The organism is Polaromonas sp. AET17H-212 (genome assembly GCF_002379085.1).
In the GTDB taxonomy this organism is placed as follows: domain Bacteria; phylum Pseudomonadota; class Gammaproteobacteria; order Burkholderiales; family Burkholderiaceae_C; genus Polaromonas.
The window spans coordinates 28,090-48,070 of sequence record NZ_NBZW01000020.1 but is presented as its reverse complement, the minus strand read 5'-3'; the positions used below and the strand labels follow the sequence as shown (position 1 = coordinate 48,070).

At 66.1% G+C, this 19,981-nt stretch carries 20 protein-coding genes; 9 read left to right on the top strand and 11 right to left on the bottom strand.

All coding sequences use genetic code 11. The annotated features are described in order from the left end of the window. Positions 1-5 precede the first annotated feature (5 nt). Entirely contained in the window at positions 6-890 is an 885-nt protein-coding gene (locus B7G53_RS15445) for a ChaN family lipoprotein (RefSeq protein ID WP_096669252.1), read from the bottom strand. A gap of 109 nt (positions 891-999) precedes the next feature. On the opposite strand from B7G53_RS15445, the gene B7G53_RS15440 reads away from it, so the two are divergent. Next, positions 1,000-2,058, top strand: coding sequence for an AbrB family transcriptional regulator (locus tag B7G53_RS15440; protein ID WP_096669250.1), 1,059 nt, complete (start codon positions 1,000-1,002; stop codon positions 2,056-2,058). 98 nt (positions 2,059-2,156) lie between these two features. On the opposite strand, the gene B7G53_RS15435 is transcribed toward B7G53_RS15440, so the two are convergent. The 3 genes from B7G53_RS15435 to B7G53_RS15425 all read right to left on the bottom strand — a co-directional run bounded on the left by B7G53_RS15435 (position 2,157) and on the right by B7G53_RS15425 (position 4,477). Continuing rightward, positions 2,157-2,438 (bottom strand): BTH_I0359 family protein, encoded by a 282-nt coding sequence (locus B7G53_RS15435; protein ID WP_096669248.1) that lies wholly within the window; start codon positions 2,436-2,438, stop codon positions 2,157-2,159. Between the two features lie 138 nt (positions 2,439-2,576). Next, the gene (locus B7G53_RS15430) at positions 2,577-3,647 is read right to left on the bottom strand and encodes a DUF3108 domain-containing protein (protein WP_255250028.1); all 1,071 of its coding nucleotides are present in this window, start codon (positions 3,645-3,647) and stop codon (positions 2,577-2,579) included. Then, complete coding sequence (locus tag B7G53_RS15425) at positions 3,644-4,477, bottom strand: IclR family transcriptional regulator (RefSeq protein WP_096669325.1); 834 nt, start codon at positions 4,475-4,477, stop codon at positions 3,644-3,646. Before B7G53_RS15425 ends, B7G53_RS15430 begins: the two co-directional genes overlap by 4 nt. Before the next feature lie 175 nt (positions 4,478-4,652). Here B7G53_RS15425 and B7G53_RS15420 point away from each other — a divergent pair, with 175 nt between their 5' ends. Further along, positions 4,653-5,669: a fumarylacetoacetate hydrolase family protein gene (locus tag B7G53_RS15420; protein ID WP_096669246.1), complete on the top strand. Its 1,017-nt coding sequence runs from the start codon at positions 4,653-4,655 to the stop codon at positions 5,667-5,669. Positions 5,670-5,689: 20 nt separating this feature from the next. Here B7G53_RS15420 and B7G53_RS15415 read toward each other — a convergent pair whose 3' ends face one another. From B7G53_RS15415 to B7G53_RS15400, 4 genes are all read right to left on the bottom strand, one after another. Continuing rightward, complete coding sequence (locus tag B7G53_RS15415) at positions 5,690-6,295, bottom strand: MarC family protein (RefSeq protein WP_096669244.1); 606 nt, start codon at positions 6,293-6,295, stop codon at positions 5,690-5,692. A 152-nt stretch (positions 6,296-6,447) separates the two neighbouring features. Beyond that, complete coding sequence (locus B7G53_RS15410; protein ID WP_096669242.1) at positions 6,448-6,861, bottom strand: VOC family protein; 414 nt, start codon at positions 6,859-6,861, stop codon at positions 6,448-6,450. A 60-nt stretch (positions 6,862-6,921) separates the two neighbouring features. Then, on the bottom strand, positions 6,922-7,296 hold the full coding sequence (locus B7G53_RS15405) for a hypothetical protein (RefSeq protein WP_096669240.1): 375 nt from the start codon (positions 7,294-7,296) through the stop codon (positions 6,922-6,924). 77 nt (positions 7,297-7,373) lie between these two features. Beyond that, on the bottom strand, positions 7,374-7,742 hold the full coding sequence (locus B7G53_RS15400) for a TraR/DksA family transcriptional regulator (RefSeq protein ID WP_096669323.1): 369 nt from the start codon (positions 7,740-7,742) through the stop codon (positions 7,374-7,376). A 134-nt stretch (positions 7,743-7,876) separates the two neighbouring features. Here B7G53_RS15400 and B7G53_RS15395 point away from each other — a divergent pair, with 134 nt between their 5' ends. The 7 genes from B7G53_RS15395 to B7G53_RS15365 all read left to right on the top strand — a co-directional run bounded on the left by B7G53_RS15395 (position 7,877) and on the right by B7G53_RS15365 (position 16,550). After that, complete coding sequence (locus B7G53_RS15395; RefSeq protein ID WP_441338988.1) at positions 7,877-8,698, top strand: enoyl-CoA hydratase/isomerase family protein; 822 nt, start codon at positions 7,877-7,879, stop codon at positions 8,696-8,698. A 244-nt stretch (positions 8,699-8,942) separates the two neighbouring features. Beyond that, a complete protein-coding gene (locus B7G53_RS15390; protein ID WP_096669236.1) occupies positions 8,943-9,782 on the top strand; it encodes a PhaM family polyhydroxyalkanoate granule multifunctional regulatory protein in 840 nt (279 codons plus the stop codon). A gap of 52 nt (positions 9,783-9,834) precedes the next feature. Then, positions 9,835-10,476, top strand: coding sequence for a glutathione S-transferase family protein (locus B7G53_RS15385; protein WP_096669234.1), 642 nt, complete (start codon positions 9,835-9,837; stop codon positions 10,474-10,476). Positions 10,477-10,512: 36 nt separating this feature from the next. Then, complete coding sequence (locus B7G53_RS15380; RefSeq protein ID WP_096669232.1) at positions 10,513-11,793, top strand: FIST signal transduction protein; 1,281 nt, start codon at positions 10,513-10,515, stop codon at positions 11,791-11,793. Between the two features lie 172 nt (positions 11,794-11,965). Then, on the top strand, positions 11,966-13,915 hold the full coding sequence (locus B7G53_RS15375) for an MFS transporter (protein WP_096669230.1): 1,950 nt from the start codon (positions 11,966-11,968) through the stop codon (positions 13,913-13,915). 71 nt (positions 13,916-13,986) lie between these two features. After that, the gene (locus B7G53_RS15370) at positions 13,987-15,087 is read left to right on the top strand and encodes a zinc ribbon domain-containing protein (protein WP_096669228.1); all 1,101 of its coding nucleotides are present in this window, start codon (positions 13,987-13,989) and stop codon (positions 15,085-15,087) included. A 119-nt stretch (positions 15,088-15,206) separates the two neighbouring features. Beyond that, complete coding sequence (locus B7G53_RS15365; protein WP_096669226.1) at positions 15,207-16,550, top strand: Ig-like domain-containing protein; 1,344 nt, start codon at positions 15,207-15,209, stop codon at positions 16,548-16,550. Positions 16,551-16,630: 80 nt separating this feature from the next. Here the strand turns inward: B7G53_RS15365 and B7G53_RS15360 are convergent, their stop codons facing one another. The 3 genes from B7G53_RS15360 to queA are packed head-to-tail and all read right to left on the bottom strand — an operon-like array spanning position 16,631 to position 19,889. After that, complete coding sequence (locus B7G53_RS15360; protein ID WP_096669224.1) at positions 16,631-17,632, bottom strand: aldo/keto reductase; 1,002 nt, start codon at positions 17,630-17,632, stop codon at positions 16,631-16,633. Positions 17,633-17,666: 34 nt separating this feature from the next. Further along, positions 17,667-18,830, bottom strand: coding sequence for a tRNA guanosine(34) transglycosylase Tgt (gene tgt / locus B7G53_RS15355; protein ID WP_096669222.1), 1,164 nt, complete (start codon positions 18,828-18,830; stop codon positions 17,667-17,669). A gap of 12 nt (positions 18,831-18,842) precedes the next feature. Further along, positions 18,843-19,889: a tRNA preQ1(34) S-adenosylmethionine ribosyltransferase-isomerase QueA gene (gene queA / locus B7G53_RS15350; RefSeq protein WP_096669220.1), complete on the bottom strand. Its 1,047-nt coding sequence runs from the start codon at positions 19,887-19,889 to the stop codon at positions 18,843-18,845. Positions 19,890-19,981 lie beyond the last annotated feature (92 nt).

Below are 19,981 nucleotides of genomic sequence, written 5' to 3'. Positions count from 1 at the left end.
CGGGGCTACTGCCCGCTGAATTTGTCTTTCAGCGTTGCGCAGTAGTCCTGCGCGGGTACAGCCGGTGTCGGCCAGACGGCATCAAACGCCGGCCTGCTGTCGGCCTCCCGGCGCGCATCCGGCGCGCTTGTGGCCGGACCGGCGCGTAGCTGTATGGCCTTGGCCTGGAGGCCGGGCGGCAGGTGCTGGGGCACGCCCAGCGTGCGGTTGACATGGCCGCTGCCGGCCAGCAACACCACGGTTTTCCCGGGCAGGGCCGCCTGCTGCAGCGTGTTCGCCATGCGGATGTCGCGCGCGATCTGGATGCGTGTCATCGGGGAGATCCGGTCCTCCGGCAACAAGCCGCAGTGGCCGATGCGTATCAGCTGCTGCTGGGCCTTGAGCGCGGGGCCGGGCAGGGGCTGGTCCAGCCGGCCGTCGGCCATGGCTTCGCGCATCTGCGCCGCCGGCAGGTTGGCGCCCAGCACCGGCACGCCGGCCTTGACGGCAGCCATCACGGCCGGGCCGTACGCCGCCCAGGGCCAGTTCTTGTGGTTCCAGCCCAGGGCGGCCTGCACCTGCAGCTGGGTGCTGTTCGATTTCAGGGCCGCAGTGCTGGTGCCGGCCTCGGCCATCTCCAGCGCCACGGCGGCCAGCTGGCCGCGCACCGCCAGGTACTCGATGACCTGACGCTGGATGTCCTGGTGCTCGGCCGCATCGTGCTGCTCGCCGAGCAGGATCACGTCGGCAGGCAGCAGGGCCTCGGTGCGTGCCGTGATGTCATTCGGCGCATGCGGAAACAGCCGCGGCTCGGGCGCCTTGGCGCAGGCGGCCAGCAGCACGAGCAGCAGCGGGACCAGGGCGGCAAGGCGCCGGCGTGTGTGTTGAAGGGTGGGTGGGGCGGTGTTCATGGCATTCTCGGAGAGACTCTCAGGGCGATACTAGCCCCATCTGAAATCCGGTGGCTGCCTGCCGGCCAATGCCCTGCCCTTCTTGCCCCTCACCTCCTTTTTGCCCCGGATGCGTCTCAAGCCGTTTCATGTTGTTTTCTCCCTGCTGCTGGCGCTGGCCGGCGCCTGGCTCTGCGTCTGGATCGGGACGCCCCTGCCGTGGATGATTGGTCCGCTGCTGGCCACGGCCTGCGCCGCGATCGCCGGTGCGCCGACCGCCAACTGGCGGCCGCTGAACAACACCGGCCAGTGGGTGATCGGCACGGCGCTGGGCCTGTACTTCACGCCGCAGGTGACCGCGCTGGTGGGCAGCCTGTGGTGGGCCATCGCGCTGGCGATTGTCTGGGCGCTGGGGCTGGGCCTGGCCTTTGGCGGCTGGTTGCACCGTGTCAACGCGCCGCGCATGCCCGGCGTGCCGGCGCCGGCGATGCGTGCCACCAGTTATTTCGCGGGGGCCATAGGCGGTGCTTCCGAGATGACCCTGCTGGCCGAACGTGCCCATGCACGCACTGACCTGGTGGCGGCCTCGCACAGCCTGCGGCTGCTGCTGGTCACGGTGACGATTCCGTTTGCAATGCAGTTCAGCGGACTGCATGGCCTGGACCTGAACCCGCCGGTGCTGCGCGCGGTGAGCGGACCGGGGCTGGCCGCGCTGGCCCTGGCCACTGCTGCAGGCGCCTGGCTGATGCTTCGGCTGGGCCGGGCCAACCCGTGGTTCATGGGGCCGCTGCTGGTGACCATGGGCCTGACCATGGCCAGCCTGCACCTGTCGGGCATTCCGCCCTGGCTGACCAACACCGCGCAACTGCTGATCGCCGTGGGTCTGGGCGTGCGGTTTTCACCGACCTTTCTGCACGCCGCGCCGCGCTGGATGGCGTCGGTGGTGCTGGGCACCCTGGTCATGCTGGTGCTCTGCAGCGGTTTCGCCGCGCTGCTGGCATGGGCCACCGGCTTGCCGCTGGCCACGCTGATTCTGGGGACCTCACCGGGCGGTATCGCCGAGATGGCCATCACCGCCAAGGTGCTGCAGCTCGGTGTGCCGGTGGTCACGGCGTTTCAGGTGTGCCGGCTTGTGGCCGTGCTTATTTTGGTGGCACCGCTGTACCGCTGGCTTTACAAGGCCGATTGATTCCGGCGGACTGAGTCCGCGCCTTCACGGCTGGCATGTGCCGGCGTGGTGCGGGCATGCCGCGCCACGACAAGCGCGGCATGGCACCTCGGGTCGTTTCAGTGCAGCCCCACCGGCGTGTGCGCCAGTTCGGCATAACTTTCGAGCATGTCCTCGACTTCTTCCTGCGTCGGCGTGTTTTTTTGCCAGACGTTCAGGCGCTGCTGGAACAGCTCGGCCCAGGAGCCGTCCAGGTAGACCTCCTTGCCGGAGCGTTTGTCGACAATTTCAAAGCCGTTGCGGGCCAGCTGGGGCACGGCCAAGGCGGGGGCAGACTCCTCTGGGGCGTTGGCGTGAATCTGTACCACCGCAAAGGATTCGGAGTCGTAGAGCATTTGCATGGTGTGGTTTCCTTCTTGTGTTCATATATATCAACGGCCGGGCGGAGTTCAAGAGCCACAGGGTTAATCCCTGAAATGCCCCGAAATGCCAAAAAAATCACGTCGTGAAGGAAAGAGACGCGGTGGCGCCGGCGGAGGTCAGGGTTTTTCGACCACGCGCAGTTGCTGGTCGATGAAGTCGCCGTTCTGCTGGGTGATGCGGCTGCGCACCGGCAGGTAGTCCATGGCGGGCGCGAACCAGATTTCGACGGTCTGGTCGTAGTCGCGCTGCGGCTTGCGCGTGAGCTTGAGCGTGGCGGCTTCGCCGGCGGGCAGCCTGAGGGTTTCCTCGGCCTCGACCGTGAAGGTCCAGGTGTCGGCCTCGCGCGGGCCGGCGGTGTACAGCGACACGCTGGCGCCGACCGGGTAACTGGCCGGGGCGCCGGCGAGCAGGCTGCCCAGTTGCAGGAAAACACTCAGGCGGTCCTGTGCGCCGCGCAGCCAGGGAGCATCGGGCGTGTTGGCACTGAAGCTGATCTTGCCCTGGTCGGCCTGGAAATGGGCGGCGCGTTCGCTGCGCGCCTTGTCCAGAAAACGCGTCGGCGCCAGGCCGTCGGCAGTGATGCGGCCGCTGCTGGTCATGCTGCGCGATCCCAGGAACAGGGCGCTGACCACCATCTTGGCGTCATAGGTCTGGCCGTCCTGCAGCCAGTCGAGTTGGGCAAAGGCGCTGTAGTCCATGTTTTTTGAGCGGCCCGTCATCGCGTATTTCAGCCGCACCGAGCCGGGGATGGTCAGGGCCGTGCTGGCGCCGGGCAGGGGAGGCGCCGCTTCCACGGGAGTGGTCGCGGTGGCCTCTGGCGGCGGGCTCGGCGGGTCGACCGGGGCCGTGCTGCCAGCGGCTGGAGATGCTATGGATTCGATAGCTGTCGGCGCTTGCAGATCGGGGGCTGGTGCCCGATTTTCCTGTGAAACAGGGGCGCGACGCCGGACCGGGCGCGGGCGCACCGGTGGGGCGGCGGGCGCGCTGGCCACGACCGGTTCTGGCTTGATCTCCAGCGTTCGCGTGATGAAGGGGCGCGGCGCCGTCGCCTGCGGGTCGGGCACCGGCCCCCACGCCAGCGGCGCCGCCTGCAGCAGCAGGACATGGGCCAGCACCACCAGCGAGGTCAGGGCGATCAGGGGTCGCGCCGGCAGCGCTGGGGCTTGCCGGGCGGTCGGGGTGTTCATGCCCCTGTGAATCCCAGATCGGCGGAAAGTTGCCGTGCCGCCGCCGCCAGCGGCCGGGCCACGGCGCCGTCCCAGGCAGGGTCGAAGTTGGCCAGTGAGCCCATCGCCACCATGCCCAGCACCAGGTGGCCGTCGGCGTCGAACACCGGCGCGCAAAAGCCGGCCACGCCGGGCAGCAGGGTGTCCACCACGCGGGCCAGGCCGCGCCGGCGCACCTCTTCCAGCAGCGCGGTGACCTCGGCCATGGTCTTGGGCACGTCCTTGCGGGCGAGCTTGTGCATGCGCGCGAGTTCGTCCCGGAGCAGCGGCGTCAGGCGATCCTGCGCGGGCGGCCGGGTGGTCGGGCTTTTTTCGCCGCGGCTGCCGGCCGGCTGCGCCATGAAGGCGGAGAAACACAGGCCGGTGGCCGAGGACAGCAGGGGCATGACATCACCGAGGCGCAAATTGACGGTCACGGCCTGCGGCGACTCTTCCCAATGCACGATGGTCGGCCCCTGGTTGCCCCACACCGCCAGCGCCAGGGTCTGGCCGATCTGCTCCATCAGCGGCCCCAGGCGCTGGCGCGCGAGCTTGACGCTGTCCAGCCGCGACAGCGAGGCCAGGCCCAGCTTGAGCGCCGCCGGGCCGAGGTCGTAACGCGTGGTGCCCGGGTCCTGGGTCACCAGCTCCAGCCGCTGGAAACTCACGAGGTAGCGGTGCGCCTTGGCGGCACTCATGCCGGCAGCGGCAGCCAGGTCGCGCAGCATCAGCGCGCCCGGCGAGGCGCTGAGCACCTGCAGCAGGCTGAAGCCCACTTCCACCGACTGGATGCCCGCGCGTTGCGTGGGCAGTGCGGGCAGGTCGTCCGCCAGAAGGTGTTTTCGCTCTTTCATGGAATTCGATTAAAATTGAAAATTACATTTAGGTAAACTGATTTCACTTATCGTAACTGTATTGCCGTGGGTACGCCGTGTGCACGTCGTGTGCCATCAGGCGACCCAGCCGCCCCCAGAACAGAGGAAACTGATGAAACTTGCTACCTACAAAGACGGCTCACGTGACGGCCAGCTCGTGGTTGTCTCGCGCGACCTGTCGACGGCCCATTATGCGACGGGCATTGCCACCAAATTGCAGCAGGTACTCGACGACTGGAACTTCCTTGCCCCGCAATTGCAGGACCTGTACGAGACGCTGAACAACGGCAAGGCGCGCCACGCCTTTCCGTTTGAGCCGGCACGCTGCATGGCCCCATTGCCGCGCGCCTACCAGTGGGCCGACGGTTCGGCCTACATCAACCATGTGGAGCTGGTGCGCAAGGCGCGCGACTCCGAGGTGCCCGACAGCTTCTACAAGGACCCGCTGATGTACCAGGGCGGCAGCGACGACTTCATCGGCCCCTGCGACGACGTGGTCTGCCCCAGTGAGGACTACGGCATCGACTTCGAAGCCGAAGTCGCGGTCATCACCGGCGACGTGCCCATGACCAGCACGCCCGAGCAGGCGCTCGAAGGCATCCGCCTGGTGATGCTGGCCAACGACGTGAGCCTGCGCAACCTGATCCCCAACGAGCTGGCCAAGGGTTTTGGTTTTTTCCAGAGCAAGCCGGCCACGGCCTTCAGCCCGGTCGCGGTGACGCTGGACGAACTCGGCGACGCCTGGGACCACGGCCGCCTGAACCTGACCCTGCAAAGCACCTGGAACGGCCGCAAGGTCGGCATGTGTGACGCCGGGCCGGAGATGACTTTTCACTTCGGCCAGCTGATCGCCCACATCTGCAAGACCCGCAATGTGCGCGCCGGCTCCATCATCGGCTCCGGCACCGTCAGCAACAAGGGTGTCGAGGTCAAGGGCAAAACCGACTGGCCCAAGGGTTACAGCTGCATCGCGGAAAAGCGCGCGATCGAGACTATCCAGGACGGCAAGCCTTCAACGGCCTTCATGAAATACGGCGACACCATCCGCATCGAAATGAAGGGCAAGGACGGCGAGCTGATTTTCGGCGCGATCGAACAGAAGATCGTTCCGGCCGCACCGGCCAAATAAGGGGCGGCGCGCCGCGCGCGTCAGCCTGCGGCGCGCGTCTGGACGATAAACAGCTGGATGCCGCGCAGCAGCATCTCGACCGAAATCGCCACCAGGATCAGGCCCATCAGGCGTTCGAAGGCCGTCACCAGACGGTCGCCCAGCACCCGCTGGATGCGTTCGGCCAGCACCAGCACCACGGCGCACACGGCCATGGTGACGCACAGCGCGGCCACCCACTCCATGCGCCGGGCCGGTGCCTGCGACACCAGCAGCAGCACCGTGGCCAGCGCTGAAGGCCCGGCCAGCGCCGGGATGGCCAGCGGCACGATCAGGGGTTCGCCCTGCAGGGGCTCGGTCACCGGGCGCTCATCCGGGAAGATCATGCGCAAGGCGATCAAAAACAGGATGACCGCGCCGGCGATCTGCAGCGACAGCTCGCTGAGGTTCATCACGCGCAGGAAGCGGTCGCCGACGAACATGAAGGCCAGCAGCAGCAAAAAGGCGATCAGCACCTCGCGCAGGATCACGAAGGCACGCCGCTCGGGCGCGACGTGGCGCAGCGCATTGGCAAAAATCGGGATGTTGCCGAGCGGATCGGTGATCAGCAGCAGCAGGATGGTGGCCGAAGCGAAGGTGTAATTCATGTCAGCCCCCACGCTCACTCACTGCGAGCCTGCGGCAGCTCGCTGCCCCTTGCACGGGAAGAGGGGCGCTGCGCCTGCGGTCCGGCAAAGCCGGTCCCGCGGCCCCTGCTTGATTGAAGAGCTCCCGCGCTGGCATGTTCACCGGCCCATCCTCAGGCGGCGTAAACAGCGTTCAGGTCGCGGAAGCCCTTGATCTCCAGCGGGTTGCCAAAGGGGTCGCAGAAAAACATGGTCCACTGCTCGCCCGGCTGGCCTTCAAAACGCACCTGCGGCGCAAACAGGAAGTCGGTGCCGGCGGCCTGCAGGCGCTCGGCCATGGCCTGCCAGTCGGGCAGTGCCAGGACCAGCCCGAAATGCGGCATGGGCACCAGCGTGTCGCCGACATGGCCGGTGCGTTCGGTCTTGAACGGCGGGCCCAGGTGCAGCGAGAGCTGGTGGCCCATGAAGTCGAAATCAACCCAGTGCTCGGTGCTGCGGCCTTCGCCGCAACCGAGCACGCCGCCGTAGAAGCGGCGGGCCTCGTCGAGATTGGTGACATTGAAGGCGAAATGAAACAGGCTGCGCATCCGGTCAAGGATAGCAGCCTGTGCGTGGCCGGGTGCTGCCCCGGCGAAAAAATCCGGCGCTCAGACGGTCGAAGGATCGGCCGCCATGTTGTCGAACTTCTTGAAGTACTGGCGAGCCAGGGCGACCAGCTGGGCGTCGCTCGGATGGTCGGTGACCACCGAGTCCACCACGCTGTCGGCCACGGCCGGCAGGTGGCTGCTGCACCAGTCGCGGAACTGGTTGCGCACCAGGCCGGGGCCGGTGAGCAGGACTTCATGGGTGCCGTTCAGTGCCCGGGCGACGTCGGCAAAAAAGGCGGCGCTGTCGTCAACCTTGCCCTGGTGCTTGTGGTGTGTGCGCGACTTGATGCGCTGCGCGTCCATGTGTTCGTGGTCAAACATCACCACATGGGCTTCGGACTGGTCAATCCAGACAACGGCGTGAAAAGTGCTCATGAAATCCTTTGTAGAAACTGTGAAAAAAGAAGAAGAGAAAGAAGAGAAAGAAGAGAAAGAAGAGAAAAAAAAGCGGCTCAGACAGGACGTTTTTGCTCGGCTTTTTCCTGGCAAGGGATGCAGCGCCCCGCCTCGGGGCTGGCCTGCAGCCTGGCGGCGGGGATGGTGACGCCGCAGTCGGTGCACAAGCCGTAGGTTCCGGCTTCGATGCGGGCCAGTGCCGCGTCGATCGCGGCGAGTTCGGCCGTTTCGCGCTCGCCCAAGGCAAACTCGAGCTCGCGTTCGGTGGCCATCTGGGCCCGCGGGTCCTCGGGCTGGCCAAAATGGTCGGCGGCGGCGTCAGCGCGGCTGACGGTTCCGCCACGCTGCGCCGAGATCTGTGCGAGCAGCGCGGTGCGCATGGCCAGCAATTGCTGTTGGTAGGGTGCGCTGTGTTGTTTGTCCATGGGGCGTTCCTTCTTGTGTTCGCCTTCATCATGCGCCAGGCCGTCATGCCCACGGTTGATGAAGGTCAAGCGGTGGACCCCTGACCTGTGCAGGGCACAATTCGGGCATTCCCTTGCCACCTGACGGAGACACCATGACTGCCCAGACTATGGACTACAGCGCCTACCAGACCTTGAACATCACGCGCCGCGGTATCGGTGGGGCGGTATTGGACATCCAGATGAAGGCCCTCAACGGCAAGTTGCCAACGGCCGGGCACGCCGGCCACCGCGAGCTCGCGCAGATCTGGCGCGACGTGGGCAGCGACGACTCGGTGCGCTGCGCCGTGTTGCGCGGCGAAGGCCAGGGTTTTTCCGGCGGCGGCGACCTGGCGCTGGTGCAGGACATGGCTGAGGATTTTGAGACGCGCACCCGCGTCTGGAAGGAAGCGCGCGACCTGGTCTACAACGTGATCAACTGCGACAAGCCGATTGTCAGCGCCCTGCACGGGCCGGCAGTCGGCGCCGGGCTGGTGGCGGGCCTGCTGGCCGATATCTCGATTGCCGCCAAAAGCGCCAAGATTGTGGACGGTCACACGCGCCTGGGCGTGGCGGCCGGCGACCACGCGGCCATCGTCTGGCCGCTGCTGTGCGGCATGGCGAAAGCCAAGTACTACCTGATGCTGTGCGAACCGATCAGCGGCGAGGAAGCGGAGCGCATCGGCCTGGTGTCGCTGGCCGTCAACGATGAAGAGCTGCTGTCCAAAGCCTACGAGGTGGCCGACCGCCTGGCCGCCGGCTCGAAAACCGCCATCAGCTGGACCAAGTACGCGCTCAACAACTGGCTGCGCCAGGCCGGGCCGGCCTTCGACGCCTCGCTGGCGCTGGAGTTCATGGGTTTTGCCGGCCCCGACGTGCGCGAAGGTGTGGCCAGCCTGCGCGAGCGCCGACCGCCTTTCTACGGTCCTCAAGTCTGATTTGCTATTGAATCAATAGCTGGTGGCGCTTGTCAATCAACGGTTGGCGGCTGATTTCTCTTGGAAATTTTCTGGTGAGGGGCGCTGCGGCTGGTGGGCGGCCTGGGCGGGTGCGCTGCGCCGGGCGGGCGCAAAAAAACGGGTTGACGTGCCGCCACGACCCTGCACAATGAAAGCACCGTGAACCGCAGATGAGTGCAGTGCACCCGGGCTTCGGACACTTCCTACAACACCAGGAGACAGCATGAGCGACGCAGACAACCCCTCTTTTGCCGGGTTCGGCAAACTGGTCCCGGGCTTTGACTTTTTGCAGAACCTCGCCAAGCAGGCCGCCGGCAGCGCGTCGCAAAGCATTCCCCAACTGCCCAACCTGGGCAACTGGGTCGCCCCGACGCTCAATGTCGAGGAGCTCGACAAACGCATCGAGGAGCTCAAGGCCGTCCAGTTCTGGCTGGACCAGAACGCCATGGCGCTCAAGGCCACCATCCAGGCGCTGGAAGTCCAGAAGATGACCCTGGCCACGCTCAAGGGCATGAATTTCAACATGGGCGACGTCGCCAACGCGTTCAAGCTCAAGGTCGCCGACACGGTGGCGGGCGGCGTGCAGAAAGTGGCCGACAAGGCCAAGACGTTTTCGGGGCTGGAGGTGCCGCCCACCAGTTACCAGAACAGCGAGACGCCCGCGAAGGCCAAAACCACCAAGCCCAAGGCTGAAAAAGCCGCCGAAGCTGCGCCCGGCGTCGTTGACCCCATGCAGTGGTGGGGTGCGCTGACGCAGCAGTTCCAGAACATCGCCACCACGGCCATGCAGGACGCCGCCAAAAAAACCGCCATGAGCACGACCAAAAACATGGCCGCCGGGCTGGCCAAGGACGCGATGAACACCGCCACCGGCATGGCCACGGACCTGGCCAACTCCGCCGGCAAGACCGTGGCCCGGGGCGCCCGCTCGGCGATGGACAGCGCCCTGCGCAGCAGCCAGGCCTGGCCCACCCCGGCGGCGGCCAAAACCGCGGCACGGGCCAAACCGAAGCCGAAAGCCAAGGCGCCGGTGCGCAAGACGGCGCGCAAGACCACGCGTTGAAACCCTGCCGTGCCGGTGGCCGGCTGGCGGTCACCTGAAAGAAAATGTCCCCATGTACCGTCTTCATGGTTTCTGCCAGTCGGGCAACACCTTCAAGGTGGCCTTTCTGCTGCGCGCCCTGGGTCAGCCCTGGGAGCCCGTCTTCGTGGACTTCATGCAAGGTGTCACGCGTACCGAATCCTGGCGCGAGCAGACCAACGAGATGGGCGAGGCGCCGGTGCTGGAAGACGGCACGCGCCGCCTCACGCAGTCGGGCGTCATCCTGGGCTACCTCGCGAAGAAACACGGCGCGTATGAAGGGGCCACGGAAGACGACCGGCTGGAGGTGCTGCGCTGGCTGCTTTTCGACAACCACAAGTTCACCAGCTACTTTGCCACCTACCGCTTCATGAAGGCCTTCGGCCCCGCCACGCCCGACCAGGCCGTGATGGCCTGGCTGCGCGCGCGCATGGATGCCGCGTTTGCCATCGTCGACAAACACCTGGCGACTCGCGAGTGGATGGTCGGCGGGGCGGCCACCATTGCCGACTTCTCGCTGTCTGGTTACCTGTTTTACCCGCTGGAGGAAAGCGGCTACGAGGTCGCCGGGCGATACCCCCACATCGAGGCGTGGCTTGCGCGCCTGCGCAGCTTGCCCGGCTGGGCCTCGCCGTACGATGTGCTTCCCGGAGAGCGATTGCTGCCCAAGTGGTGAGGCAGTGTGTCAGCGCCAACCTATCCTGACAAGCCCATGAAACTTTTCCCCTACGGCCACGCCACCCACCCGCAATGGCGCATGGCCGCCGGCCTGGTGCTGGCCCAGCTGCGCGCGCAGATGGCCCTGCACGGTTACGCCAGTGCGCCAGGCCTGGGCCTGCTTTACATCACTGACCACTACACCGCGCAGGCGCAGGACATCCTGGATTTCCTCGGCGCCGAACTGCCTGAAATCACTGACTGGGCGGGCACGGTCGGCATCGGCATCGCGTCGAACAATGTCGAGTATTTCGACGAGCCCGCGCTGGCGGTGATGTTGTGCGAGCTGCCGTCGGACCAGTACCGCGTATTTTCCGGCGTGTCGCCCCTGCCGCCGCCCGGTGCCAGCCATTTTCAGGCGCACACCGCGCTGGTGCATGCCGACGCCGGCACGCCCGACGTGGCCGAGTTGATCGCCGAGATGGCCCAGCGCACCAGCAGCGGTTATGTGTTTGGCGGGCTGGCGTCGAGCCGCAGCAAGGCGGTCCAGTTCGCGCTCAGCGGCAGCGGCAATGTCAAGGGGCAGGGCGCCGCCGGCGGGGTGTTCAGCGGCGGCCTGAGCGGGGTGGCTTTTGCCCAGGGCGCCGGCTTGATGTCGCGCGTGACGCAAGGCTGCCGGCCGGTCTCGCGGGAGCACGAGATCACCGCCTGCGACGCCAATGTGGTGACGGAGCTGGACGGCCAGAGCGCGCTCGACGTGATGCTGGCCGACCTCGGCGTGTCGCTCGATGCGCCGCGTGAGGCGCTCGAGAAAGTACGCACCACGCTGGTCGGCCTGCGCAGCGCCGAGGCCCTGCAGGACGGCCGGATCCGGCGTCCGGGCCAGTTCGGGGCCGATGTGCTGGTGCGACACATCATCGGCCTGGACCCGGCACGCCAGGGCGTGGCCATTGCCGAGCTGCCCAGCCCGGGTATGACCCTGGCGTTTTGCGAGCGGAATGCCGAGGCGGCGCGCGCCGACCTGGTGCGTGTCTGCGCTGAAATCCGCGAGGAGCTGGAGCCGGAGGAGCTGACGCTGGAAGTCGCCAGTGCGCTGAGCGCGTCCGAGGCCGAATCGGCCCCACACCCGGCCCGGCGCATCGCCGGCGCAATCTACATCAGCTGCGCCGGGCGCGGTGGCCCGCACTTCGGTGCGCCCAGCGCGGAGCTGCAGATTGTGCGGCGTGCCCTCGGCGACGTGCCGCTGGTCGGGTTTTTTGCCGGCGGCGAAATCGCCCGCCACAACCTCTATGGCTACACCGGCGTGCTGACGGTGTTTACCGCAGCGGCCGGCTAATCGACCAGCCTTCGCCGGACAACCCGCGCATTCCCTGCCGGCGGCCCGGGCCCGGCCCAGCGCTGCCGCGGGACTGTCATGAAAAGCAGGGCAGAATCCGCATCACCTTGCGGGCGCAGGCCGGCAATCGCGCGCGGGTCGCATCACCAGCTGAAAACAGGAGGAGTTCATCATGCGTGCCGAAACAGTTGTTCCGCTGCCCCCGCCGACCGTGCACGGGCATCCGAACCAGTTCGCCCTCCTGAGGCAGCGCCGCTTCGCCCCCTTTTTCTGGACGCAGTTCTCGGGGGCTGCCAACGACAACCTGTTCAAGTTCGCCTTCACCGTGATGGTGACCTACCAGCTCAGCGTGAGCTGGTTGCCGCCCGCCCTGGCGGGGCTGGTCATAGGCGCGCTGTTCATCCTGCCCTTTTTGCTGTTTTCGGCGACCAGCGGGCAGCTCACCGACAAATACGAAAAGACGCGCGTGATCCGCTTCGTGAAGAACCTGGAAATCGGGATCATGGCCGTGGCGGCCGCCGGCTTTCTCAGCAGCGACGTGAACCTGCAGGTGCCGCTGCTGCTGGCCTGCACCTTTTTGATGGGGCTGCATTCCACGCTGTTCGGCCCGGTCAAGTTCGCCTACCTGCCGCAGGCCCTGAACGAGCGCGAGCTGACCGGTGGCAATGGCATGGTCGAGATGGGCACGTTTGTCGCGATCCTGCTGGGCAACATCGTCGGCGGGCTGATGGTGGCCGTGCCGGGTGTCGGTCCGCTGTATGTGGCGCTGTCCTGCGTGTTGCTGGCCGTGGCGGGGCGGGTGGTGGCGCAATTCATTCCCTCGGCGCCGGCCACCGATCCTGGCCTGAGGATCAACTGGAACCCGGTCACGGAAACCTGGCACAACCTGCGGCTCGCGTACGGCAACATCGTGGTGTTCCGCTCCATGCTGGGCATCAGCTGGATGTGGTTTTTCGGTGCGGTCTTCCTGAGCCAGTTTCCCAGTTTTGCCAAGGAGGTGATGCACGGCAACGAGCAGGTGGCCTCCCTGCTGCTGGTGGTTTTTTCGATCGGCATTGCCACCGGTTCTCTGCTGTGCGAGGTGCTGAGCCGGCGCCATGTCGAGATTGGCCTGGTGCCGCTGGGCGCCATCGGCATGAGCGTGTTTGCGATCGACCTGTATTTCTCCTCGCGCGGACTGCCGCCGGCGCCCGTCATGAGCCTGGCCAGTTTTTTGGCGCAGCCCGCCCATTGGCGCGTGATGGCCGACCTGGCGCTGCTGAGCCTGTTTGCCGGCCTGTACAGCGTGCCCATGTATGCGCTGATCCAGCTGCGCAGCCAGCCCACCCACCGCGCCCGCATCATTGCGGCGAACAACATCCTCAACGCGCTGTTCATGATCGTCAGCGCCCTCCTGGCGGGCGCCCTGCTCAAGGCCGACTTCAGCATTCCGCAGGTCTTTCTGTTCGTCGGCCTGGCCAATGCGGTGGTCGCCTTTTACATCTTCATGCTGGTGCCGGAGTACCTGCTGCGTTTTATCGCACTGATTGCCTCGCGCTGCATTTACCGCTTCAGGGTCCAGGGTGACGACAACATTCCAGCGCAAGGGGCGGCCGTGCTGGCCTGCAACCACGTGAGTTTCATCGACCCCCTTCTGCTGATGGCGGCCAGCCCGCGGCCGATTTATTTCGTGATGGACCACCGCATTTTCAAAATGCCGGTGCTCGGCTGGCTGTTCAGGCTCGCCAGGGCGATCCCGATCGCGCCGCGCGCCGAAGACCCGGTGGCTTATGAAGCGGCTTTTGCAGCCGCCGCCAGGGTGCTGCGCAACGGCGACCTGCTGGCGATCTTTCCGGAGGGCGGCATCACCCGGGATGGCGAGCTCCAGCCCTTCAGGGGCGGCATCATGAAGATCCTGGAGAACGCCGAACGTGATGGCCTCAGCGTGCCGGTGGTTCCGATGGCGTTGACGAATCTCTGGGGCTCCTTTTTCAGCCGGATTGAACAAGGCGGCGCCATGGTGCGGCCGTTCCGGCGCGGCCTGCTGAGCCGCGTGGGCCTGAACGCCGGGCCGGCCATGGCAGCCGCCCAAGTGCAGCCCGACCTCCTGCGGGCCCGGGTCCTGGCGCTGCAGAAAACCTGAAGCCGCCGGCCTGCTCTCGTCCGATTGTCACCACCCCCGTCACTTACTTTTTTCCAGGAAATGGAGCCTCCGTGAGCAAAGCATTACGACTGTCCGAAAAATGGTTTCAGCGCGGCCTCTGGCTGGTGGCCTTTGTGTTTGCCGCCTTCCTCATCGGCTTGGGCAGCACGGTCGTGGGCGACCTGCCGCAGGTCGAGAAAGCCCTGGCCCTGGACGATTTCATCGAGCAGCCCGCCGCCACCCAGGCGCGCGAGAACCTCAAGACGGCCGAGCGCCAGGGTCGCCAGGCGCAGGAAGCGCTGGAGCAGGCCCGGCTCAAGCTGCGCGTGGCGCAGGCCAATTCGCGCTCGGCCAGCGAGACCTTCAACAACTGGCTGGCGACGCGGCGCGCGACCGAACGGGCCGAGCAGGATCCGGAACTACTCGAACGGACACGTGCGCTGGATGGCCTGAAGACGGCCGAGCGTCAGGCGCTCGCCGCAATGGAGGCCGAGCAGCAGAAGGCACTGGACGCCAGCCAGGGCGCCACGCGCACGCGTGAACGCATCGCTGAGCTGGAGCGTGCGGCGCAGGACAAGTGGCAAAGCGCGCGGCGCGCCCAGGAGCTGCGCGTGTTTGGGTACCGGCTGGCGCTGACCCTGCCGCTGCTGGTGGCGGCCGGCTGGCTGTTTGCCAAAAAGCGCAAAAGCACCTACTGGCCCTTTGTCTGGGGCTTCATCTTTTTTGCACTGTTCGCCTTCTTTGTCGAACTCGTGCCCTACCTGCCCAGTTACGGCGGTTATGTGCGCTACATCGTCGGCATTCTCATCACGGTGCTGGTCGGACGGCAGGCGATTGTTTCACTGAACCGCTACCTGGAAAGGCAGAAACTCGCCGAGCAGCTACCCGATGCGCAGCGCCGCGAGGAGCTGAGCTATGACACGGCGCTCACCCGCCTGTCCAAGGGGGTGTGCCCCGGTTGCGAGCGGACGGTGGACCTGAAAAACCCGGAGATCGACTTCTGCCCGCACTGCGGCATCGGCCTGTTCGACCATTGCCTGCCCTGCACCGCGCGCAAGAGTGCGTTTGCCAAGTTCTGCCATGCCTGCGGTGCCGACGGCAAGCGACCGAGGCGGCTTCCCGAGCCTGCCCCCGGCGCTGCCGCGCAGGCAGGCCCGATACCCTTGGGCTGACGGCGTCTTGTCCTTGGTGCTTCCCGCTGGCCGCCTACGGCCGGCGAGCCCCGGCGCCTACAGGTTTCGCGATGCGCTGCCATCACAGTGGGCAAACCAATTTACAAGGTTTGAACATCATGAAAAAACAGATACGCAACCAGGTGGCAGCCTTTTTCCTGCTGCTTCCCGCCGCCACAGCGCTGATCGCCCTGCCGGGCACCGCCATGGCGCAACCAGCCGCGCCCGAGTTGCGATCGCTGCAGGTGGGCTCTGATGGTGGCCTCACCGCCGGGGCCGATCTGGAGTTCACTGTGGAAGCAACGCCGCGTGGGAAAGTCAGTGTCAGCGTGCGCGGCGTGCCCCGCAACATCATGCTCAAGGAAACCGAACGTGGGGTCTACACGGGAAGCTACACCATCCGGCGCCAGGACCGGATTGCCGAAAACAGTCCCATCCGTGCCACGCTGCGCGTGCGCAACCGCAGCGTCGCCGCCAACTACAGTTTCCCGGCCGGCATTGCAGGCTCGAACGCTCCCGTGGCTCCGCCGGTGGCTGTCGCCCCGCCCCCCGGCCTGAAAATCGACCGCTTCTCGGTGGCGCCGGTCGACAAGCTCGAGCCTGGTGCTGAACTGCGCTTCACGCTAAACGGCGCGCCGGGCGGCAAGGCCGAGTTCGACATTCCCGGTGTCATCAACAATGTCGCGATGCGCGAGGTGAGCCCCGGTGTGTATGAGGGCGCCTACACCATTCGCCGCCTGGACAACCTGGCGCCGTCACGGCCTGTCGTCGCCACCCTGCGTGTCGGCGACCGCGCGGTCACCTCGACCCTGACCCAGCCGCTGATGGCCGATGCGAAGCCGCCGGTGATCCGCAACCTGTCGCCACGCGACGGTGAGTCGATCACGCGCAGCGCCAACACCTCCGTGTCCGGCACCTTTGACGATGCGGGCGGCGTGGGCGTGGACCCGAAAAGCGTGCGCATCATGCTGGCGGGGCGCGATGTCACCGCCGCCACCCAGATCACGCCGCAGTTCTTCACCTACCGCGCAGACCTGCCCGCTGGCCGCTACGCGGTGGACGTGACGGCCAAGGACATGGTTGGCAATGCCGTGCGCCAGACCTGGACCTTCGACGTGGCCTCGGCCGTGAGCGCCGCGCCTGCCACCGTGCTGTTGCAGGTGACCAGCCACGCCAACAATGCTTCGGTGGAAGGCAGCCCGGTGGTGGTGCGCGGCCGCACCGCCCCAGGCGCGGTGGTGGATGTCAAGGTCAGCGCCGTCGGAACGCTCGCCGGCCTGTTTGGCATGAACCAGGATTTGCTGACGCAGCGGGTTCAGGCCGACGGCAACGGCAACTTCTCGTTCAGCTTCTCGCCGCAGTTTCCGCTGCCCGGAACACGTTACGAGGTGTCGATGACGGCCGGCAAGGACGGCATGGTCGCCACCCAGACCAAGCTGGTGCTGTTCCAGAAGCAGGGTTAACCGGAATTTTCAGTAAAAACTGCCTGCAGCCCTGATACAACGGGCGCAGGCAGCTACTGATTCAATAGCGGTCTTTCGGCTCAGACCGGGCGGCCGTAAAAGGGGTAGCTCGGGTCGTTGTAGCCGTGGCTGGAGGCGTGGCCCGGAATCACCAGCTCATCGATGAAGGCCTCGTCGTCGCTGTCCAGCACCAAGTCGGTCGCGCCATAGACGTCTTCCAGATGCGAGAGCAGGCGTGGCCCGGCAATCACCGAACTGACCAGCGGGTTGGCCAGCACCCAGGCGGCGGCAAACTGCCCCGGCACCCAGCCTTTGGCTTCGCAGCGTGCCTTGATCTTCTGGGCGATCACCAGTGACTCTTCGCGAAACTCGGTTTCCAGGATGCGTTTGTCGCCGCTGCCGGCGCGTGTGCCCTCGGCCGGCGGCTGGCCCGGTGGGTACTTGCCGGTGAGCACGCCGCGCGCCAGCGGGCTGTAGGGCACGACGCCCAGGCCGTAGTGGCCGCAGGCCGGCAGGATTTCGACTTCGGGGCCACGGTTGAGCAGGTTGTAATAGGGCTGGCAGACCACTGGCTGCGGCACGCCGGTGCTCGCGCAGATGCGCATGATCTCGGCAATGCGCCAGCCGCGGAAGTTGGACAGGCCAAAGCTGCGAATTTTCCCGCTGCGTATCAGGTCGCCCAGCGCGCGTACCGCTTCCTCGAGGTTTTCGCCGTGGAAGTCGCGGTGCAGGTACAGGATGTCGAGGTAGTCGGTGCCCAGCCGCGCCAGGATGGCATCGGTCTGCTGCAGGATCCAGCTGCGCGAGCAGTGGCCCTGGTTCACGCCCGGGCCGGCCTGGTTGCCCAGCTTGCTGGCCAGCACCCAGTGCGGGCGCTGTCCGGCCAGCAGTTTGCCGAGCAGGGTTTCGGACTTGCCTTCGTTGTAGACGTCGGCCGTGTCGATGAAATTGATGCCATGGTCGTTGGCCGAGGCGACGATGCGCGCCGCCTCGTCGTCCGGCGTCTGCTCGCCGAACATCATGGTGCCCAGGCACAGGACGGACACCTTCAGGTTGCTGTTTCCAAGGCGGCGGTATTTCATGACGGTTTCCTTGTGGTGGTGTTGCAGTTAATGTCTAGACGCCGCGTTGCCGGTCCTGTTTGAATTGCCGCACAAAGGCGCCGAAGCGACCGGCGTCGAGCGCGTCGCGCACCTCCTGCATCAGGTTCAGGTAGTAGTGCAGGTTGTGGATGCTGCTGAGCATGGGGCCCAGCATCTCGCCGCAGCGGTCCAGGTGGTGCATGTAGGCACGGCTGAAATTTTGGCAGGTGTAGCAGCTGCAGGTGCTGTCCACCGGCTGCTCGTCGGTCTTGTAGCGGGCGTTGCGTATCTTCAGGTCGCCGAAACGCGTGAACATGTGGCCGTTGCGCGCATTGCGCGTCGGCATCACGCAGTCGAACATGTCGACGCCGGCGCTCACGCCTTCGACCAGGTCTTCCGGCGTGCCTACACCCATCAGGTAACGCGGCTTGTGCGCAGGCAGGCGGTGCGGCGTGTGCGCCATGATGCGCTGCATTTCCTCTTTGGGCTCGCCGACGCTGACGCCGCCGACGGCGTAGCCGGGAAAGTCCATCTCGACCAGCGCGTCGAGCGATTCCTGGCGCAGGTTTTCAAACATGCCGCCCTGCACGATGCCGAACAGCGCGTTGGGGTTCTCCAGGCGGGCGAATTCGTCCTCGCAGCGTTGGGCCCAGCGCCGGCTCAGTTCCATCGAAAAGCGCGCCTCGTCCTCGGTCGTGATGTGGCCCTTGGTGTCGTAAGGCGTGCATTCGTCGAACTGCATCACGATGTCGCTGTTGAGCACGGTCTGGATCTGCATCGAGATCTCGGGCGTCAGGAACAGCTTGTCGCCGTTGACCGGCGAGGCGAACTTCACGCCTTCCTCGGAGATCTTGCGCATCTCGCCGAGCGACCAGACCTGGAAGCCGCCGCTGTCGGTCAGGATGGGCTTGTGCCAGTTCTCGAACTTGTGCAGGCCGCCGAATTGGGCCAACACGTCCAGCCCCGGGCGCATCCACAGGTGAAAGGTGTTGCCCAGGATGATTTGCGCACCCATGTCATGCAGGGACTGCGGCATCACGCCCTTGACCGTGCCGTAGGTGCCGACCGGCATGAAGATCGGCGTCTGCACCACGCCGTGGTTCAGGGTGAGCGTGCCGCGGCGGGCGAAGGAGCCGAGGTAGGCGCCCGCGGGGCCGGTGGTGGCGGTGTCGGTGGTCAGGACTTCAAATTTCAGCATGGGGTGATTGTCTCAGGGGCGTCGTTGCAGCAGCATGGCGTCGCCGTAGCTGAAAAAGCGGTAACGCTGGGCGATGGCGTGGCGGTACAGCGCCATGATGTGTTCATAGCCGGCAAAGGCGCTGACCAGCATCATCAAGGTGCTTTTGGGCAGGTGAAAATTGGTCAGCAGCAGGTCCACCACCTGGAACTCGAAGCCCGGCGTGATGAAGATGTTGGTGTCCTTGCACCCGGGGCCGAATCTGGCTGCCGACTCGAGGGCGCGCACGCTGGTGGTGCCGACCGCAACCACGCGGCCGCCGCGCGCCTTGCAGTCCCGGATCGCCTGCAGCGTCGCTGGCGGCACCTCGAAGCGCTCGAAATGCATCTGGTGGTCGGCGATGTTTTCGGTCTTGACCGGCTGGAAAGTACCGGCGCCTACATGCAGCGTGACGCTGACGCGCTGGATGCCGCGGGCTTCCAGCCGGGCCAGCACCGCGTCATCGAAATGCAGCGCGGCCGTTGGTGCGGCGACCGCGCCCGGATTTTTGGCAAACACCGTCTGGTAGCGCTGCTCGTCCACGGCCGAGTCGGTGTGGGTGATGTAGGGCGGCAGCGGCACATGGCCGTGGCTGGCCATCAGCGCATACGGATCGCTGCTCAGGGCGAAGTGGTACAGCGGTCCGTCCTCGTGGGGCCAGCGGCCCAGCAGCGTGGCGGTGAAGCCACCGTCCATCTGCAGCACCGCGCCCGGCAACGGCTTCTTGCTGACCTTCATGTGGGCGGCGACTTCATGGCCGGCCTGCGGCGTGGGCGAGAGCACCCGCTCGATCAGCAGTTCCAGCCGGCCGCCGCTGCTTTTCTGCCCGAACAGCCGCGCCTTGACGACCTGGGTGTCATTGAGCACCAGCAGGTCGCCGGGTTGCAGCAGGTCGGGCAGCTCGGTAAAACGGCGGTCCACGGGGGTGTCGCTGCGCCCGTCCAGCAGGCGCGAGGCGCTGCGTTCGGCGGCCGGGTGCTGGGCGATCAGTTCGTCGGGGAGTGTGAAATCAAAATCACTGAGGCTGAAATGCGTCTTCATAAACCTAGAAACCGCGGTTGGATGCGCCCGAGTGTGCTGCCCGCGCGGTGCCAGGCAAGACGCGACAACGCAGTGGGCTATTGCCCACAAGG

Coding starts and splice junctions, on each gene's coding strand:
- B7G53_RS15445 (WP_096669252.1), bottom strand. CDS start 890: ATGAACACCGCCCCACCCACCCTTCAACACACACGCCGGCGCCTTGCC.
- B7G53_RS15440 (WP_096669250.1), top strand. CDS start 1,000: ATGCGTCTCAAGCCGTTTCATGTTGTTTTCTCCCTGCTGCTGGCGCTG.
- B7G53_RS15435 (WP_096669248.1), bottom strand. CDS start 2,438: ATGCAAATGCTCTACGACTCCGAATCCTTTGCGGTGGTACAGATTCAC.
- B7G53_RS15430 (WP_255250028.1), bottom strand. CDS start 3,647: ATGAACACCCCGACCGCCCGGCAAGCCCCAGCGCTGCCGGCGCGACCC.
- B7G53_RS15420 (WP_096669246.1), top strand. CDS start 4,653: ATGAAACTTGCTACCTACAAAGACGGCTCACGTGACGGCCAGCTCGTG.
- B7G53_RS15415 (WP_096669244.1), bottom strand. CDS start 6,295: ATGAATTACACCTTCGCTTCGGCCACCATCCTGCTGCTGCTGATCACC.
- B7G53_RS15410 (WP_096669242.1), bottom strand. CDS start 6,861: ATGCGCAGCCTGTTTCATTTCGCCTTCAATGTCACCAATCTCGACGAG.
- B7G53_RS15405 (WP_096669240.1), bottom strand. CDS start 7,296: ATGAGCACTTTTCACGCCGTTGTCTGGATTGACCAGTCCGAAGCCCAT.
- B7G53_RS15400 (WP_096669323.1), bottom strand. CDS start 7,742: ATGGACAAACAACACAGCGCACCCTACCAACAGCAATTGCTGGCCATG.
- B7G53_RS15395 (WP_441338988.1), top strand. CDS start 7,877: ATGACTGCCCAGACTATGGACTACAGCGCCTACCAGACCTTGAACATC.
- B7G53_RS15390 (WP_096669236.1), top strand. CDS start 8,943: ATGAGCGACGCAGACAACCCCTCTTTTGCCGGGTTCGGCAAACTGGTC.
- B7G53_RS15385 (WP_096669234.1), top strand. CDS start 9,835: ATGTACCGTCTTCATGGTTTCTGCCAGTCGGGCAACACCTTCAAGGTG.
- B7G53_RS15380 (WP_096669232.1), top strand. CDS start 10,513: ATGAAACTTTTCCCCTACGGCCACGCCACCCACCCGCAATGGCGCATG.
- B7G53_RS15375 (WP_096669230.1), top strand. CDS start 11,966: ATGCGTGCCGAAACAGTTGTTCCGCTGCCCCCGCCGACCGTGCACGGG.
- B7G53_RS15365 (WP_096669226.1), top strand. CDS start 15,207: ATGAAAAAACAGATACGCAACCAGGTGGCAGCCTTTTTCCTGCTGCTT.
- B7G53_RS15360 (WP_096669224.1), bottom strand. CDS start 17,632: ATGAAATACCGCCGCCTTGGAAACAGCAACCTGAAGGTGTCCGTCCTG.
- tgt (WP_096669222.1), bottom strand. CDS start 18,830: ATGCTGAAATTTGAAGTCCTGACCACCGACACCGCCACCACCGGCCCC.
- queA (WP_096669220.1), bottom strand. CDS start 19,889: ATGAAGACGCATTTCAGCCTCAGTGATTTTGATTTCACACTCCCCGAC.